This window comes from Roseateles oligotrophus (assembly GCF_025717515.1).
In the GTDB taxonomy this organism is placed as follows: domain Bacteria; phylum Pseudomonadota; class Gammaproteobacteria; order Burkholderiales; family Burkholderiaceae_C; genus Paucibacter_A; species Paucibacter_A oligotrophus.
In genome coordinates this window covers 512,835-526,353 of the sequence record NZ_JAJIRN010000002.1, presented here as the reverse complement: position 1 = coordinate 526,353, position 13,519 = coordinate 512,835, and the positions used below count along the sequence as shown (strand labels likewise).

At 63.2% G+C, this 13,519-nt stretch carries 17 protein-coding genes; 10 read left to right on the top strand and 7 right to left on the bottom strand.

Going from position 1 to position 13,519, the window contains the following annotated elements:
- Positions 1–33 precede the first annotated feature (33 nt).
- The 5 genes from LNV07_RS05620 (at position 34) to LNV07_RS05600 (ending at position 1,788) form a co-directional block, all read left to right on the top strand.
- A complete protein-coding gene (locus LNV07_RS05620) occupies positions 34–531 on the top strand; it encodes a GAF domain-containing protein (RefSeq protein ID WP_263570184.1) in 498 nt (165 codons plus the stop codon).
- Positions 528–938 carry a DNA-binding transcriptional response regulator gene (locus LNV07_RS05615; protein WP_263570183.1) on the top strand — a complete coding sequence of 137 codons (411 nt, stop codon included), beginning with the start codon at positions 528–530 and terminating at the stop codon, positions 936–938. Before LNV07_RS05620 ends, LNV07_RS05615 begins: the two co-directional genes overlap by 4 nt.
- A gap of 103 nt (positions 939–1,041) precedes the next feature.
- Positions 1,042–1,185, top strand: a complete 144-nt coding sequence (locus tag LNV07_RS05610; protein WP_263570182.1) for a hypothetical protein — start codon at positions 1,042–1,044, stop codon at positions 1,183–1,185.
- Between the two features lie 2 nt (positions 1,186–1,187).
- Positions 1,188–1,436, top strand: coding sequence for a hypothetical protein (locus tag LNV07_RS05605; RefSeq protein WP_263570181.1), 249 nt, complete (start codon positions 1,188–1,190; stop codon positions 1,434–1,436).
- The gene (locus tag LNV07_RS05600; protein WP_263570180.1) at positions 1,405–1,788 is read left to right on the top strand and encodes a LytR/AlgR family response regulator transcription factor; all 384 of its coding nucleotides are present in this window, start codon (positions 1,405–1,407) and stop codon (positions 1,786–1,788) included. The genes LNV07_RS05605 and LNV07_RS05600 overlap by 32 nt, the downstream gene beginning before the upstream one ends.
- A 20-nt stretch (positions 1,789–1,808) precedes the next feature.
- On the opposite strand, the gene LNV07_RS05595 is transcribed toward LNV07_RS05600, so the two are convergent.
- Together LNV07_RS05595 and LNV07_RS05590 are read right to left on the bottom strand one after the other, a co-directional pair.
- Positions 1,809–2,531, bottom strand: coding sequence for an ABC transporter ATP-binding protein (locus tag LNV07_RS05595; protein ID WP_263570179.1), 723 nt, complete (start codon positions 2,529–2,531; stop codon positions 1,809–1,811).
- Between the two features lie 30 nt (positions 2,532–2,561).
- Positions 2,562–5,105, bottom strand: a complete 2,544-nt coding sequence (locus LNV07_RS05590; RefSeq protein WP_263570178.1) for an ABC transporter permease — start codon at positions 5,103–5,105, stop codon at positions 2,562–2,564.
- Between the two features lie 182 nt (positions 5,106–5,287).
- On the opposite strand from LNV07_RS05590, the gene LNV07_RS05585 reads away from it, so the two are divergent.
- Positions 5,288–5,500 (top strand): oxidoreductase-like domain-containing protein, encoded by a 213-nt coding sequence (locus LNV07_RS05585; RefSeq protein ID WP_263570177.1) that lies wholly within the window; start codon positions 5,288–5,290, stop codon positions 5,498–5,500.
- Between the two features lie 31 nt (positions 5,501–5,531).
- Positions 5,532–6,185 carry a glutathione S-transferase family protein gene (locus tag LNV07_RS05580; RefSeq protein ID WP_263570176.1) on the top strand — a complete coding sequence of 218 codons (654 nt, stop codon included), beginning with the start codon at positions 5,532–5,534 and terminating at the stop codon, positions 6,183–6,185.
- A gap of 34 nt (positions 6,186–6,219) precedes the next feature.
- Here the strand turns inward: LNV07_RS05580 and ddaH are convergent, their stop codons facing one another.
- The 3 genes from ddaH to LNV07_RS05565 form a co-directional block, all read right to left on the bottom strand.
- Positions 6,220–6,993, bottom strand: coding sequence for a dimethylargininase (ddaH, locus tag LNV07_RS05575; RefSeq protein ID WP_263570175.1), 774 nt, complete (start codon positions 6,991–6,993; stop codon positions 6,220–6,222).
- Positions 6,994–7,060: 67 nt separating this feature from the next.
- Positions 7,061–7,627, bottom strand: a complete 567-nt coding sequence (locus LNV07_RS05570) for a hypothetical protein (RefSeq protein ID WP_263570174.1) — start codon at positions 7,625–7,627, stop codon at positions 7,061–7,063.
- A gap of 163 nt (positions 7,628–7,790) precedes the next feature.
- Positions 7,791–8,771, bottom strand: coding sequence for a response regulator (locus LNV07_RS05565; protein ID WP_263570173.1), 981 nt, complete (start codon positions 8,769–8,771; stop codon positions 7,791–7,793).
- Positions 8,772–9,069: 298 nt separating this feature from the next.
- On the opposite strand from LNV07_RS05565, the gene LNV07_RS05560 reads away from it, so the two are divergent.
- Positions 9,070–10,215: an NAD(P)/FAD-dependent oxidoreductase gene (locus LNV07_RS05560; RefSeq protein WP_397545525.1), complete on the top strand. Its 1,146-nt coding sequence runs from the start codon at positions 9,070–9,072 to the stop codon at positions 10,213–10,215.
- Here LNV07_RS05560 and LNV07_RS05555 read toward each other — a convergent pair whose 3' ends face one another.
- Together LNV07_RS05555 and aat are read right to left on the bottom strand one after the other, a co-directional pair.
- Entirely contained in the window at positions 10,216–10,953 is a 738-nt protein-coding gene (locus LNV07_RS05555; protein WP_263570172.1) for an arginyltransferase, read from the bottom strand.
- Positions 10,954–10,967: 14 nt separating this feature from the next.
- Entirely contained in the window at positions 10,968–11,729 is a 762-nt protein-coding gene (aat, locus tag LNV07_RS05550; RefSeq protein WP_397545524.1) for a leucyl/phenylalanyl-tRNA--protein transferase, read from the bottom strand.
- Positions 11,730–11,744: 15 nt separating this feature from the next.
- Here aat and LNV07_RS05545 point away from each other — a divergent pair, with 15 nt between their 5' ends.
- Both LNV07_RS05545 and LNV07_RS05540 read left to right on the top strand, forming a co-directional pair.
- Positions 11,745–12,092: an ArsC family reductase gene (locus LNV07_RS05545; protein ID WP_263570170.1), complete on the top strand. Its 348-nt coding sequence runs from the start codon at positions 11,745–11,747 to the stop codon at positions 12,090–12,092.
- Positions 12,093–12,308: 216 nt separating this feature from the next.
- A complete protein-coding gene (locus LNV07_RS05540; protein WP_263570169.1) occupies positions 12,309–13,511 on the top strand; it encodes an ammonium transporter in 1,203 nt (400 codons plus the stop codon).
- Positions 13,512–13,519 lie beyond the last annotated feature (8 nt).

The window sequence follows — 13,519 nt, the reverse complement described above, 5'->3', positions numbered from 1 at the left end:
TCCATGTCAAGCAGCCTGCACCATGAGAACACCATGATCACTGCCCCGACTCCCGCGAATGAAGACGATAGGCTGAACGCCTTGCGCCAGTTGTTGATTCTGGATACGCCGCTAGAGGAGCGTTTTGATCGCATCGCCGCCTTTGCTGCCGATGAGTTCGATGTGCCGATTGCCGTCGTGTCGCTGGTTGATTCGGAACGAACTTGGTTCAAGTCCCATTGCGGACTGGATATCTGCGAAGCGCCCCGCGATATTTCCTTTTGTGGCCACGCCATCATGAGCGATGAACCTTTCATCATTCCAGATGCCTTGCTGGACGCGCGTTTTGCAGACAACCCTAACGTGGCGCAAGAGCCGCATGTCCGTTTTTACGCCGGGGCACCCTTGAAACTCCCGAGCGGAGAGAACGTGGGCACGCTGTGCCTTTTTGACTTCAAGCCAAGGGAGATGGACAGGGTTGCTTTGGCGATTCTGGGCACGCTGAGAGACTTGGTGCTTGAGCAATTGTTGATCAAGTCGGCGCAGCCATGACTGGCCAGGAAAAGCCACGTGGCGGCGTCAATAGCCCTGAGATATTGATCATTGAGCACAGCGCCATGGTCGGCAACATCATCGTGTCGACGGCGCGGCAGTTGGGCTTGCACACCTTGAGGCTGGTCAGCAATGCCCGTAGCGCTCACCACTTCATGGAACACCAAGCCTTTGTTGGCTTGATTGCCGCGTTGGATGATGAAGAAGAAGCGCTCGCGCTAATCCAAAAACTACGCACAGGCAAGTTCAGAAGTCCCGAGAACATGCCGGTGGCGATCACCACCGGGTTTTGCGGCACGGATCTGGCCCTTCGCCTCAAGGCCTTGGGTCCCCGCCGAATACTGATCAAGCCGTTCAAAATTCGTGATCTCGTGACAACCATTGAAGCGCTGACTGATCAGCCCTAGATCATTTTTTCCCTTTGGTTAGCAACTGAAAGCTCGCCTTCCCTGCCTGCAAGTTGCCGCCGCACCCTTTACCGACACCCGCGCCTAAACCATCTCCACTGCTGTGCCCCATGGTGTTCGCAAGGTGAAGATGCGCGGCGATCTGGTCGGCTGGGTGATGGCGGGCCATAAGCGGTTGGTGACGCCGGCCGGTGAGGTTGACTATGCGGCAGGCAGGGTGTTTGTGATCCCGCGCTTGATGCAGTGAACATGGTCAACGAGATCAGAGCGGGAGGGCGTCATGAGGCGCGGTTGATCGCGTTTGCGCCGGCGCTGAGCGGGCGCTTTCATGAGCAGTTCGGCCAGTTTGCCGGCACGCCGCCGGTGCAGGGCTGCGCCAGCTCTGCCGTCGATGAGAACTTCACCGCGGCCTTTGGTCTTGCCATGTCGGCGCTCTTGGCAAGGGCCGCCCGTAGAGTTGGATCAGGTGCTGAAAAAGCTGGCGCCCAGCCCGCTTGAAGCGCCGCCGAGTCCGCAACAGCGTGCGCCGCTGCGCTGGATCAATGCCTCGGTCGGGCAGACCTTGCGCCTGCTGACCGTTGACGAGACTTTGTATTTTCAGGCCGACACCAAATACACCCGCGTGGTGACACGCGACGCCGAGGCCTTGATTCGCAAGCCGCTCAAAGAGCTGGCGGAGGAACTCGATGCCCATCAGTTCTGGCAAATCCATCGCTCGACGCTGGTCAATGTCGCGGCCATCGCCGGCGCCAGCCGAGACTTTCGCGGGCGCTTGCAATTGAAGTTAAAAGATCGGCCCGAGTCGCTGCTGGTGGCAGAGAGCTATACGCATCTGTTCAAGCAGATGTGAGTGCGGCCTCAAGTGCGTCCTTATGCGCAGACTGGCTGCTCCAACATCCTGCCCGCGGACAAGCTGATCTGGCGTCCGCAGCGCGCCGCCAGCCCCTGATCATGCGTGACCATCACCAGGGTCGAGCGATGCTCGCGGGTCAGGTCGAACATCAATTGCATCACGGCCGCGCCGGTGGCTGCGTCCAGACTGCCGGTCGGCTCATCGGCCATCAACAGCGCCGGCGCGGTGACAAAAGCGCGCGCCAGCGCAACCCGTTGCTGCTCACCGCCCGACAGGTATTTGGGGTAGTGGCGCAGGCGGGTAGCCAGACCCACCCGGTCCAGCATCGCGCGCGCCTTCTCGCCGGCCAACTTGTCGCCGCGCAGCTCCAGCGGCAGCGACACGTTTTCCAGCGCGTTGAGATGGGGCAAGAGCTGGAAAGACTGAAACACGAAGCCGAGCTTGTGCTTGCGCAAAATTGCGCGGCCGTCTTCATCCAAGGCAAAGATGTCCTGACCCTCCAGCCAGACGCTGCCTTGGCTGGGGCTGTCCAGGCCGGCCAGCAGGCCCAGCAAGGTGGACTTGCCGGAGCCCGACGCCCCGAGCAAGGCCAATGTTTCGCCTTGCTGCACCGTGAATGAGATGTCTTGCAGAATCGTCAGCGCGCCACCGGCATCGGGGACTTGTTTGCCCAGGTTTTTGACGCTGATGGCCGCAGGCTGCGCTGTTGCCGGCTGAGAATCTGTGTTCGAGTTGTTCATGTTGAGGGTCTGTAGGTAAGGAGTTATGGCCTAGACGCCACGCAAGCTGAGCAGTGGTGCTTGTGTGAGGATCTTGCGCAGGCCCAGCCAGCCGCCCAGCACCGCGCAAACGGCGCCCAGGGCCAGGCCGGCCAGCCAGAGCTGCGGCGAAAGGCTCCATGCGAGGTGGAAGACAAACTTGGCCAGCGCCCAGCTGATGGCCGCTGCGCCGCTCGCGGCGAGCAGGCCGGCCAGGCCGCCCATCAGCAGGTATTCGAGCCACTGTGCGCTGCGCAGCTGCTGGCGCGTGGCACCCAGGGTTCGCAGCAGCGCCGCTTCTTGCATGCGCAGGTCTTGCGAGCCGGCCAGCGCCGCGTACAGCACCGCCACGCCGGCGGCCAGCGTGAAGGCAAACAAGAACTCCACCGCCATCGCGACCTGATCCAGCATCTCGCGCGCTTGTTGGAGCAGGGTGCCAAAGTCGAGCACGCTGAGATTGGGGAAATCGTGCAGCAGCTCGGTGATCAGCCGCTGCTCGCCGGCCGGCAAGAAGAAGTTCGTCAGATAGGTGCGCGGCAGATCGACGCTGCTGTCGGGCTTGAGCAAAAAGCTGAAGCTCAGGCGCTGGAGCTGCACTTCGTCACTGCGCAGGCTGGTGATGCTGGCGCTGTAGGTCTGGCCGGCCAAGGCAAAGCTCAGGCGGTCACCCAGTTTCAGCCCCAGCCGCTTGGCGACTTGCGCGTCGACCGATACCTCGGCCTTGCTCGACTCATTGGGGCCTCGCTGCTGCTGGTGCTGCTGCTGCTTGTGCCAGCGACCGGCCGTGATTTTGCTTTTCGGCGGCAGTCGGTCGGTGTCGGACAGCTCGAACTCCCGCTCGGCCAGCGCCTGTGCCTTGGCGTCGCTGAACTTGATGTCGGCGACATTTTTGCCGTTGATTTGCGCCAAGTGGCCGCGCATCTGGCTTTGCATTTCGGGCGCGCCAAACTTGGCCAAGCGGGCGCCGATCACGGCGGCTTGCTGCGGCATGATGTTGAAGATCACATGGTTGGGGGCGTCGGCCGGCGCGCTGTCTTGCCAGGACTTCATCAAGTCATTGCGCACCAGGGTCAAGAGCAGCAAGGCCATCAATCCGATGGACAAGGCGACGATCTGGGTCACGGTGGCGGCCGGTCGGCGTTGCAGCGCGGTGACGGCGAAGCGCCAAGTGGGCAGGGTGGGGAAGGCCCCCGCTGTCAGCTTGAGCGCCCGCAGGCTCACGACCGCAGCAGCAGCGAAAAGCGCAAAGCCGAGCAGGAAGCCGACTACGCTCAAGCCGGCCAGGCGCACATCACCGGTCTGCCACAGCAGCAGGCCGACAAAGGCCAGCAGGCCCAGGCCGTAGCTGGCCAGGGTCAAACCCTTCATCGGCAGCGGTTCTTGGCGCATGACGCTGACCAGCGGCACATGGCGCAACTGCAGCAAGGGCGGTAGCGCAAAACCCAGCAGCAAGACCAGGCCGCTGGCCAGACATTGCAAGGCCGGCAACCAGCTTGCAGCAGGCAGCTCCTTGCCGAGCAGGTTTCCCAGCCATTCCAACAACACGAAATGGCCGGCGTAACCGATGGCCACGCCGGCCGCGCTGCCGAGCAGACAGACCAGCAGGAACTCGATAAAGAAGACCGCACCGAGCTGGTTTTGCGTCAGCCCCAGCACGCGCAGCATCGCGCTCGCGTTCAGGTGACGCAGCATGAAGCGGCGCGCCGCCATCGCCACCGCCACCGCGGCCAACAGCGCCGAGAGCAGGCTCACCAGGGCTAAAAATTGCTCACCCCGCTGCAGCACTGCGCCCAGTTGCGCGCGGCTGGAGGCCAGCGAATCGACTTGCAGGTTCTTCAGCTTGCGTGCCTCGGCCTTGGCTTGCAGCTCGGTCTTGAACGCCTCCACCGACGCGGGCGCACCGGCCAGCAAGAGCCGGTAGATCGCCAGCGAGGCCGGCCCGATCAACTGGGTGGCGGCCAGATCGGCCTGCGCAATCATCACCCGGGGCGCGAACCTGCGCATGGCGCCGCTGCTGTCGGGCTCACTGCTGATGATGTGCGTGACCCGAAAGGTCTTGTCGCCGAGTTGCAGCGGCTCACCCAGCTTGAGCTTGAGCTCGCTCAATACCAGCTCGTCGACCCAGGCGCTGCCCGGTGGCGGCGTTGAAGGCGTGCCCTGCGCGGCCACGGCGAACTCCCCAAGCTTCAAACGGAGCTCGCCGCGCAGCGGGTAGCCGGCGCTGACCGCCTTGACCCCGACCAGGTGCGAGCGGGTGTCGATACCTTGGCCGGCCATGGCCACACTGAGGGTTTCAATCGTTTCGGCCGTCTGCAGGCCGCGCTGCAGGGCGGCGGCCTGCCAATCTTGGCCGAGCGGCGTGTCACTGGCGACGCGCAAGTCGGCGGCCAGCATCTGGCCCGCATCGCGGTTCATGCCGGCGCGGATGCGGTCGACAAAAAAACTCACCGAAGCGATCGCCGCGACCGACAGCGTCAACGCGATCAACAGGAACTGCAATTCACCGGCACGCCAATCGCGCAGCGTCATCGACAGGGAAAACTTTGGGGTGTTCATGGGCCTCCACCGGAACTGGGTGGCCCAATGTAGAAGTCCAGGCGTGGCCTGGCAGGGGGCTTGCGACCAAGCGCGCTTTGCGTAGGATCAAATCAGCCAGGACGGCATGAAATTTACCCAGGCCCGAATGGCAAGACCCTGTGCCGGGCGTTTCAGCTGGCGCTGGTGGACAATCTGGCTCCATGGATTTACCTCTCAATGCAGGCGACGCACTCGACAACGACCCCATGCCGCAGCCGCCCGAAGCTGCGGACCTCGATGCCTGTTGCGGCAATGGTTGCGAGCCTTGCATCTTCGATTTGCACGACCTGGCGATGGACCAATACCGCCAAGACTTGCGCGCCTGGCAGGCGCGGCAGGCCGGGCAGGGTATTGCGTGCAAGCGCCAAGCCTGAATCCCTCTGCACCACCCAGAAAGCCGGCACGATGATCACCTTGTATGACTGCGCCACCGCGCCAAGCCCCCGCCGCGCCCGCATCCTGCTGGCCGAGAAGGGCGTCGCGCATCGGACGCTGGCGATTGATCTGCGCAGCGGCGAGCAGCTGAGCGAAGCGTTCCGGCGGGTGAATCCGCAATGCACGGTGCCGGTGCTGCGCATTGAAAACGATGATGACGATGACAAGGCGCTGCTGTTGACCGACAACGCGGCCATCGCCGCCTATCTGGAGGCGCGCTTTCCTCAGCCGCCCTTGCTGGGCAATTCGCCGGCGGAAAAGGCCGAGATCGCCAGTTGGAACTGGCGCATCGAGTTCGAGGGGCTGATGGCGGTCGCGGAGGCGCTGCGCAATAGCGCGCCGGCCATGGCCCAGCGGGCGCTGCCTGGGCCGGTGGACTATGCGCAAATTCCCGAGTTGGCGGAGCGCGGCTTGGCGCGGGTTCAACAGTTCTTCACGACTTTGAACGAACGCCTGGACGGGCGTGATTTCATCGCCGCCGATCATTTCAGCATTGCCGACATCAGTGCGGTGGTGACGGTGGACTTCGCGCGCGTGCTGCGACTCAAACCGTCCGAGCTTGCTCACCCCCATTTGCAACGCTGGCGGTTAGCGATGGCCCAGCGGCCGGCAATGGCGCTCTAGACATCCTGCCCCCCGGTCTTGGTATCACTTGGTCTCAGACCGGAGCTTCGCGCAGGCGCACGCTCAGGCAGGTCACGCAGCCCTCAAGCTTGATGTACTCGCCAATGTCGACGAGCACCGGCTCATAGCCGCGGGCGCGGAAGATCTCGGCACTGCGCGGTGCGTCCGTCGACATCAGCAGTCGCTTGTCGTCGAGCAGCACGACATGGGCGCCGGCTTCTTCCGGCATCGACAGGTAGTTGGGGAACAGCGCGCTGTCATCAAGCCCGGCATCCCAACCGATGATTGAGCCATCGGGCAGCGCCGTCACCGCCGACTTGAGGTGCAAGACCTTGCTGAGCGGGACCGTCACCACGCTTGCGCCCAAGGCTCCGAATGCCGCCGTCAACTGGGCGATGCCTTCGTCGTTGGTGCGGCCTCCGCGGCCGACATAGATGGTGTTGCCGACCTTCAGTACGTCGCCACCATCGAGCGTGCCAGGGGCTTCGATCGCCACCGTCCGGTAGCCAAGCCGTCGGACCGCATCGGCCGCGGCCGCCACTTCCGGCTTGCGTGCATCGGCCCCAGGGTTGGCGAGCAGCGCCACATCCCGGTACACCACCAGCGTGTCTTCGACGAAGACCGAGTCGGGGCAGTCCGGCGCGGCCGCTACTTCATGCGTGCTCCATCCGTGAGCCTGCAACGCCCCGACGTAGGCCTCCCATTGCCGAAGCGCCAGTGGGTAATCGACCGGCGAACGGTCGATATGCGTGACGATGCCCTCGGCAAGCCGGGGGCTGGGACGCCGGATTAATGCAATCTTGCTCATCTGCGTTTTCCGATCAATTTGTCGGGGAGGGCAGCGCTAGACGCACACCCGAGCGTACCGAAGAGGCCTACTTCTCGAACTTCAACAAGTCACTTGGCAAGACCCTGATCGTGCTCAGGCACTTGCCTTTGGACTCGGTGAACTTGTTCAACTCACCCATTTCGCAGCGGTCGGCGCCGGTCACTTGCAGCTTGGCGATTTCGGTGCAGGCAATGCCGGCGAACTGAATCGAGCGGTTGCGCGACTCACCCGGCTTGACCGCCGCAAAACTGCTCAAGGTGCTGCCGTAGACCGCCCCGTTGCTGCGCAGCGCAATGAAGTCGGGCACCAGATTCTTGACCTCATGCGGCAAGTTGTTGGCCAGACTGAGGTCAAACCGGCAGCCGCCCGGCGCATCAAAGCGGCGCAGCAACTGCAACTCGATCAGGTTGTCGGTGTTGAGCTCGACCTTCGCCTCCGGGGCCGACGCGGCACCATCTTTGGGCTCAATAAAGCGCCAGGTACCGTTGTCTTTCAAGAGCACGCGGCGGCCTTTTTTGTCGGTCAATTCAAAATCGGCGCGCGCAATGCTGATGGCCCCAAGCGTCAGGGTGAGCATCAACAAACTGGTCTTTAAAACGTGGGATCGACGCATGCTCAAAATCTCTCGGAAATGCTGCTGGGTGTGAGGGGCAAATGCTGTGCCAAGTGCCGGTATTGTGCCGTCGAAATCCGGTTTGAAAGCTGGGCTCGGCTAGGCTCTTGGCGTCGGTAGCCTGGCCTGTTGTGGAGCGCCAGCTTGGCCGTCGCGAGCTCGCTCAGGTCAGCATGAAGCTGAGGCGGGCGTCGCCATGGGCGCCCATGCTGTTGAGTCGTAAATTGAAGTCGGAACGGCCCGAGTTTGCTTCGATCAAGCCGACGAGTTTGTCCGGCGGCTGGCTGCTCAGACGTGCGGCGTTCAAGCTCGGGGTGTCGCTGGGGGAGCGTTTTTTGAGCAGCGGCGCCACCGCGCGCATGAAGCGGGAGGCCTGCTCGATCTGTTTGGCGCTGGGCTTGCCTTGATCGCGACTGGTCTTGATTTCTTGTGGGCTGCAACCGGCTGCGAGCCCGCCTATCAAGCAGCAAGCCGATAGGTCGAGCAAACCGATTGCGTAGGCGCCCCTGCGGCCGTGGCTGCCGTAAAGGGCGATCAGCTGCGGTGTGTCTTCAATGAAGCGACCCCGGCCCTCGCTGCGCGTCAAGTCAAACCCACGCATGCCCAGATGGGCAAACAGCGCCTGCTGGGTCAGCGCCAGGGATTCGATGGCTTGCGTTTCGGTGTTCGGCCCCGGCCTGGCTTTGGCGCTGCTCTCGCCGGGAGCCGATGCCGATGCTGTTGTTCTGGCTGGGCTTGGCCCGAAGGAGCTGCGGCCCAGGCCCAGCGCCACGGCGCTGCGCAGGGTGCGGTCGTCAAAAGGCTTGTTGAGCACAAACAAGGCGCCGTTGCTGCGCGCTTGCGTCCTGCATTCGGCCGCGGTGTCGGTGGTGATGAAACCCACGGCAATATCGTCGTGGCCGGTTTGCCGGAGTGTTTGCAGCATCTCTATGCCCGAGACACCCGGCATATGCCAGTCCGACAAAACCAGGTCCGGCTTGAAGGACTGCACCTTGTCGAGTGCTTCGGCGCCGTCATGGGCGGTTTGGAAAAGCAAGCTGCCTAGCTCTTCGCACTCAAGCGTGCGGCGAATGATGGCCTGGATGGCCCGGCTGTCGTCGACGATCAAGATGCGCTTACTGCTGGCGTTAGCAAAGGCAGACATCGGTTTCCCTCGCGGCCCTGTATTGACGTCGGGCCTGTTCCTACTGGTATTGCTGAGCTCCCCGTGACCATGCCGCATTTTTTTTGGCGTGCTGGCTGATTGCCCTTGACTGCAGGGCTTGTTCGGAGCGGAGTTTCAGTGTTTCAAGTTGATGCGTTCACCGGAATACCGGTCTGAATACCTGCCAGATTCGCCGTTAGGACTGGCGGAGGTCCGAGGCCGCGACATAGTGCGCAGATTGCCCGGTGTCGGCCTAGGTGTTTACGCGGAAAGGGGTCTTGCACCGCACAATCATGCGATGGAACAGATAGCCGAAAAAGTCGATGCGGTAGTGATTGGGGCCGGTGTGGTGGGGCTGGCGGTCGCGCGGGCCTTGGCCCAGCGTGGGCTTGAAACCATGGTGCTGGAGCGGGCCGAACGCATCGGCAGCGGAGTCAGCTCGCGCAGCAGCGAGGTCATTCACGCCGGGCTGTATTACCCGCCCGGCTCGCTGAAGGCGCGCCTGTGCGTGCAGGGCCGCGACATGCTGTACGCCTATTGCGAAGCCCGGCAGGTGGATCTGCGGCGTTGCGGAAAGCTGGTGGTGGCCACCGATGCCGCTCAAATGAGCGGTTTGCAGGCCTTGGCGGCGCGAGCGCGGAGTAATGGCGTCAACGATCTGAGCTGGCTCGACGGCGCACAGGCCAGGGCATTGGAGCCTGCCTTGACTTGCGTGGCTGCGCTGTTGTCACCAATGACCGGCATCATCGACAGCCATGGCCTGATGCGCTCGCTGCTGGGCGATCTGGAGTCGGCCGGCGGCGCCTTGGCCTTGTGTTCGACCGTCAGCAAGCTGCGGCAGCACGCCGAGGGTTGGCGGCTGCAGGTCTTGGCCGATGGCACCGAGATGGAACTGCAAGCCGCCATTGTCGTCAACGCGGCCGGCCTGTGGGCGCCGGGGCTGACGCAGGAAACCGACGGTCTGCCGCCTGAGCGGCGGGCTTGCGCTTTTTACAGCAAGGGCAGCTATTTCGCCCTGGCCGGCAAGGCGCCATTCAGCCGGCTGATCTACCCACTGCCGCAGGATGCCTGGTTGGGCGTGCATCTGAGCCTGGACTTGGGTGGGCAGGCCCGTTTTGGCCCCGATGCCGAATGGCTGCAAGGCCTTGCCGGCCCGGAACAGATCGATTACCGGGTTGATGCCGGCCGAGCCGACGCTTTCTATGCCGATGTGCGGCGCTACTGGCCGGCCTTGCCGGACGGCGCCTTGCAGCCGGCCTATAGCGGCGTGCGGCCCAAGATCCACGGCCCGCAAGAGCCGGCTCCGGATTTCCGCATCGACGGCCCGGCCCAGCATGGCTTGCCGGGCCTGGTCAACCTGCTGGGAATAGAGTCGCCTGGGCTGACCAGCAGTCTGGCGCTGGCGCAAGAGGTCTTGGCGCGGCTGGAGCTAGTTAAAGCTTAGTCAAACCTCGGCGCTCGCCCATACCCCGTCTCGCAAGAGCTGATAGGGCTTGAAGTCGGTCTTGTAGGCCATCTTGGGGCTCTCGGCGATCCAGTAGCCCAGATACAGATGGGTCAGCTGCAGATCGCGGGTTTGTTGAATCTGCCAGAGCACGTTGTAGGTGCCATAACTGGTCTTTGCCTCGGGCTCATAGAAGGTGTAGACGGCGGACAGGCCGTCGCTGAGGATGTCCAGAATAGACACCATCTTGAGCGCCAAGCTGCCATCGGCCTGCGGCTCGCGGAACTCCACCATGCGCGAGTTGATGCGGCTTTGCAGCAGGAATTGGGTGTACTGATCGACGCTGTCGTGATCCATGCCGCCGCCCGAATGGCGGCCGGTCTGGTAGCGCAGATAGAGCTCGTAATGCTCCTGGCTATAGCCCAGGCGCATCACCTTGGCTTGCAAGTTACGGTGTTGATGCCAAGCACGGCGCTGGCTGCGCGTGGGCGAGAAGCCGGCCGCCGGTACACGCATGGGCACGCAGGCCTTGCAGCCGTCGCAATAGGGTCGGTAGGTGAACAAGCCGCTGCGCCGAAAGCCCGCCGCCACCAATTTCGAATAGGCATCAGCGTGAATCAGATGGCTGGGCGTGGCCACCTGCGAGCGCGCCTGCCGGTCGGGCAAGTAACTGCAAGGGTAGGCGGCGGTCGCATAAAACTGCAACTCGGCCAGCGGAAGCTCTTTCGGGTGTGTCACGTTTGGCTTCGGATTTAGTCTTGATCCAGCAAGGCCCAAAGCGCTGGATGATAGGACCAGTCACTCGGGCCGGGCTCGGTTACCGCCAGATGCACATGGGCCTCAAACGCTTTGCGCGGCACTTCCGCCGCGCCCAGCGAGGCCAGATGGCCGGTATTTTGCTGGCAGTCTATCCATGTGATGCCATGCTTGCGGCACAGGCAGACCAGGGCGGCCAGCGCGATCTTGGAGGCATCCGTGCGGCGCATGAACATCGACTCGCCGAAGAACATGCGGCCGATATTCACACCGTAGAGTCCGCCGACCAACTCGCCGTCCATCCAGGTCTCGATGCTGTGGACCGCGCCCGGCTTGCCCTCCGACGGTGCGGCCCAGGCCAGATAGGCCGCCTGCATCTCGGGCAATATCCAGGTGCCGGCTTGGCCCTCGCGCGGGGCGCCAGCGCAGGCGCTCAGCACCTCGGGCAGGGCGCTGTCAACGCGGATCTCGCAATTGGCCGAGCGCCTGAAATGGGCGACGGTTTTGCGTAGCGAGCGAGCGAGTTTGAAGTCCTTGGTTTGCAGCACCATGCGCGGGTCGGGCGCCCACCAAAGCGGCGGCTGGCCGGCCCCATACCAGGGGAAAATGCCGCGTGAATAAGCCGCTTGCAGCCGCGCCGGTGTCAGGTCACCGCCGGCGGCCAGCAGGCCGGGGGCATCCGAATCCGCACCCAAGGCTTGCGCGCTGGGCGGGAATTCCAAGTTATTGTCATCAAGCCAATCGATCATGCCCGCCATGGTAGCGTGTGGGCCATGATTACCGTTTATGGCATTCCCAACTGCGACAGCGTCAAACGCGCGCGCGCCTGGCTGACCGAGCAGGGTCTGGCCTACCAATTCCATGATTTCAAGAAGGCCGGTGTGCCGCCCGAGGCCTTGGCCGCCTGGTGCGAGCAACTCGGCTGGGAGCGGGTCTTGAACCGGGCCGGCACGACCTGGCGCAAGCTCGATGAAGCCACCCGCAACGGCGTGGTCGACAAGGCTTCGGCGCAGGCGCTGCTGCTGACTCAAGCCAGCGCCATCAAGCGGCCGGTGCTGCAATGGGCGGATGGGCGGCTGAGCATAGGATTCTCGGCTGAACTGTTTTCCAGCCACCTCTGACCTGTTTTGGTGCGCGGCGGTATGGGCGTGCGCACCTGAATAGGGTGTTGCCGCCGCTCTCTGGGGCGATTTTGTGAGCGACGGGGTTTTTCGCTCGCCCCAAAGCGGGCATATTTCTTGCTGAACTGGTGCATCTATTCCCGAATCGGTGCGCCGAAGTCGGGGCTCGCTTAATCGATCATTGCCAGAGCATTGAAACGCCCACCAGGACGCCCGATGGATAACTTCAAACAAAGCGCCGATGCGCTCTTTATTTTGCTGGGCGCCATCATGGTGCTGGCCATGCATGCCGGCTTTGCCTTTTTGGAGCTGGGCACGGTGCGCAAGAAGAACCAGGTCAATGCGCTGGTGAAGATATTGGTGGACTTTTGCGTGTCCACCATCGCTTACTTTTTGCTCGGCTACACGGTCGCTTATGGTGCGAATTTCTTCACCGGCGCCGAGACGCTGGCGCTGAAAAATGGCTATGAGTTGGTCAAGTTCTTCTTCTTGCTGACCTTCGCGGCGGCGATTCCCGCCATCATCTCCGGCGGCATTGCCGAGCGCGCTCGTTTCGGCCCGCAGTTGGCCGCCACCGCCGTCATTGTTGGCCTGATCTACCCCTTGTTCGAGGGCGTGGCCTGGAACCAGGCCTTTGGCCTGCAGGCTTGGTTGAAGGCCAGTTTCGGCGCCGAGTTTCACGACTTCGCCGGCAGCGTGGTCGTGCATGCGGTGGGCGGCTGGATTGGTTTGGCCGCCGTGCTGCTGCTGGGCCCGCGCTTGAACCGCTACCGCAAAGACGGCGCCATCAGCGCCCATCCTCCGTCGAGCATTCCCTTTTTGGCCCTGGGCGCCTGGATTTTGACGGTGGGCTGGTTCGGCTTCAATGTGATGAGCGCGCAGACCTTGGACAAGATGAGCGGCCTGGTGGCGGTGAATTCGCTGATGGCGATGGCCGGCGGCACCCTGGTGGCCGTCTTGATGGGGCGTAACGACCCCGGTTTCGCCTATAACGGCCCCTTGGCCGGTTTGGTGGCGGTATGCGCCGGGTCTGATCTGATGCATCCGCTGGGTGCCTTGATCGTCGGCGGCGTGGCCGGTGCCATCTTCGTCAAGATGTTCACGCTGACGCAAAACCGCTGGAAGATCGACGATGTGCTGGGCGTGTGGCCGCTGCACGGCCTGTGTGGCGCCTGGGGCGGCATCGCGGCCGGCATCTTCGGCCAGCAGATCTTCGGTGGCTTGGGCGGCGTCAGCCTCGCGTCGCAGTTGATCGGGACCTTGGCCGGCGTCGCTTGGGCCTTGCTCGGCGGCTTCACGGTCTATGGTCTGCTGCGGCGCTTTGTCGGCCTGCGCCTCTCACGCGAGGAAGAGTTCGACGGCGCCGACCTCTCCATTCACAAGATCGGCTCGACGCCCGAGCGCGAGGTCAGCTGGTAAGCTGCCGC

Excerpts from the sequence above, each read along its gene's own strand:
- LNV07_RS05620 (WP_263570184.1), top strand. The coding sequence starts at position 34 with ATGATCACTGCCCCGACTCCCGCGAATGAAGACGATAGGCTGAACGCC.
- LNV07_RS05615 (WP_263570183.1), top strand. The coding sequence starts at position 528 with ATGACTGGCCAGGAAAAGCCACGTGGCGGCGTCAATAGCCCTGAGATA.
- LNV07_RS05605 (WP_263570181.1), top strand. The coding sequence starts at position 1,188 with ATGGTCAACGAGATCAGAGCGGGAGGGCGTCATGAGGCGCGGTTGATC.
- LNV07_RS05595 (WP_263570179.1), bottom strand. The coding sequence starts at position 2,531 with ATGAACAACTCGAACACAGATTCTCAGCCGGCAACAGCGCAGCCTGCG.
- LNV07_RS05590 (WP_263570178.1), bottom strand. The coding sequence starts at position 5,105 with ATGAACACCCCAAAGTTTTCCCTGTCGATGACGCTGCGCGATTGGCGT.
- LNV07_RS05585 (WP_263570177.1), top strand. The coding sequence starts at position 5,288 with ATGGATTTACCTCTCAATGCAGGCGACGCACTCGACAACGACCCCATG.
- LNV07_RS05580 (WP_263570176.1), top strand. The coding sequence starts at position 5,532 with ATGATCACCTTGTATGACTGCGCCACCGCGCCAAGCCCCCGCCGCGCC.
- ddaH (WP_263570175.1), bottom strand. The coding sequence starts at position 6,993 with ATGAGCAAGATTGCATTAATCCGGCGTCCCAGCCCCCGGCTTGCCGAG.
- LNV07_RS05570 (WP_263570174.1), bottom strand. The coding sequence starts at position 7,627 with ATGCGTCGATCCCACGTTTTAAAGACCAGTTTGTTGATGCTCACCCTG.
- LNV07_RS05565 (WP_263570173.1), bottom strand. The coding sequence starts at position 8,771 with ATGTCTGCCTTTGCTAACGCCAGCAGTAAGCGCATCTTGATCGTCGAC.
- LNV07_RS05560 (WP_397545525.1), top strand. The coding sequence starts at position 9,070 with ATGGAACAGATAGCCGAAAAAGTCGATGCGGTAGTGATTGGGGCCGGT.
- aat (WP_397545524.1), bottom strand. The coding sequence starts at position 11,729 with ATGGCGGGCATGATCGATTGGCTTGATGACAATAACTTGGAATTCCCG.
- LNV07_RS05545 (WP_263570170.1), top strand. The coding sequence starts at position 11,745 with ATGATTACCGTTTATGGCATTCCCAACTGCGACAGCGTCAAACGCGCG.
- LNV07_RS05540 (WP_263570169.1), top strand. The coding sequence starts at position 12,309 with ATGGATAACTTCAAACAAAGCGCCGATGCGCTCTTTATTTTGCTGGGC.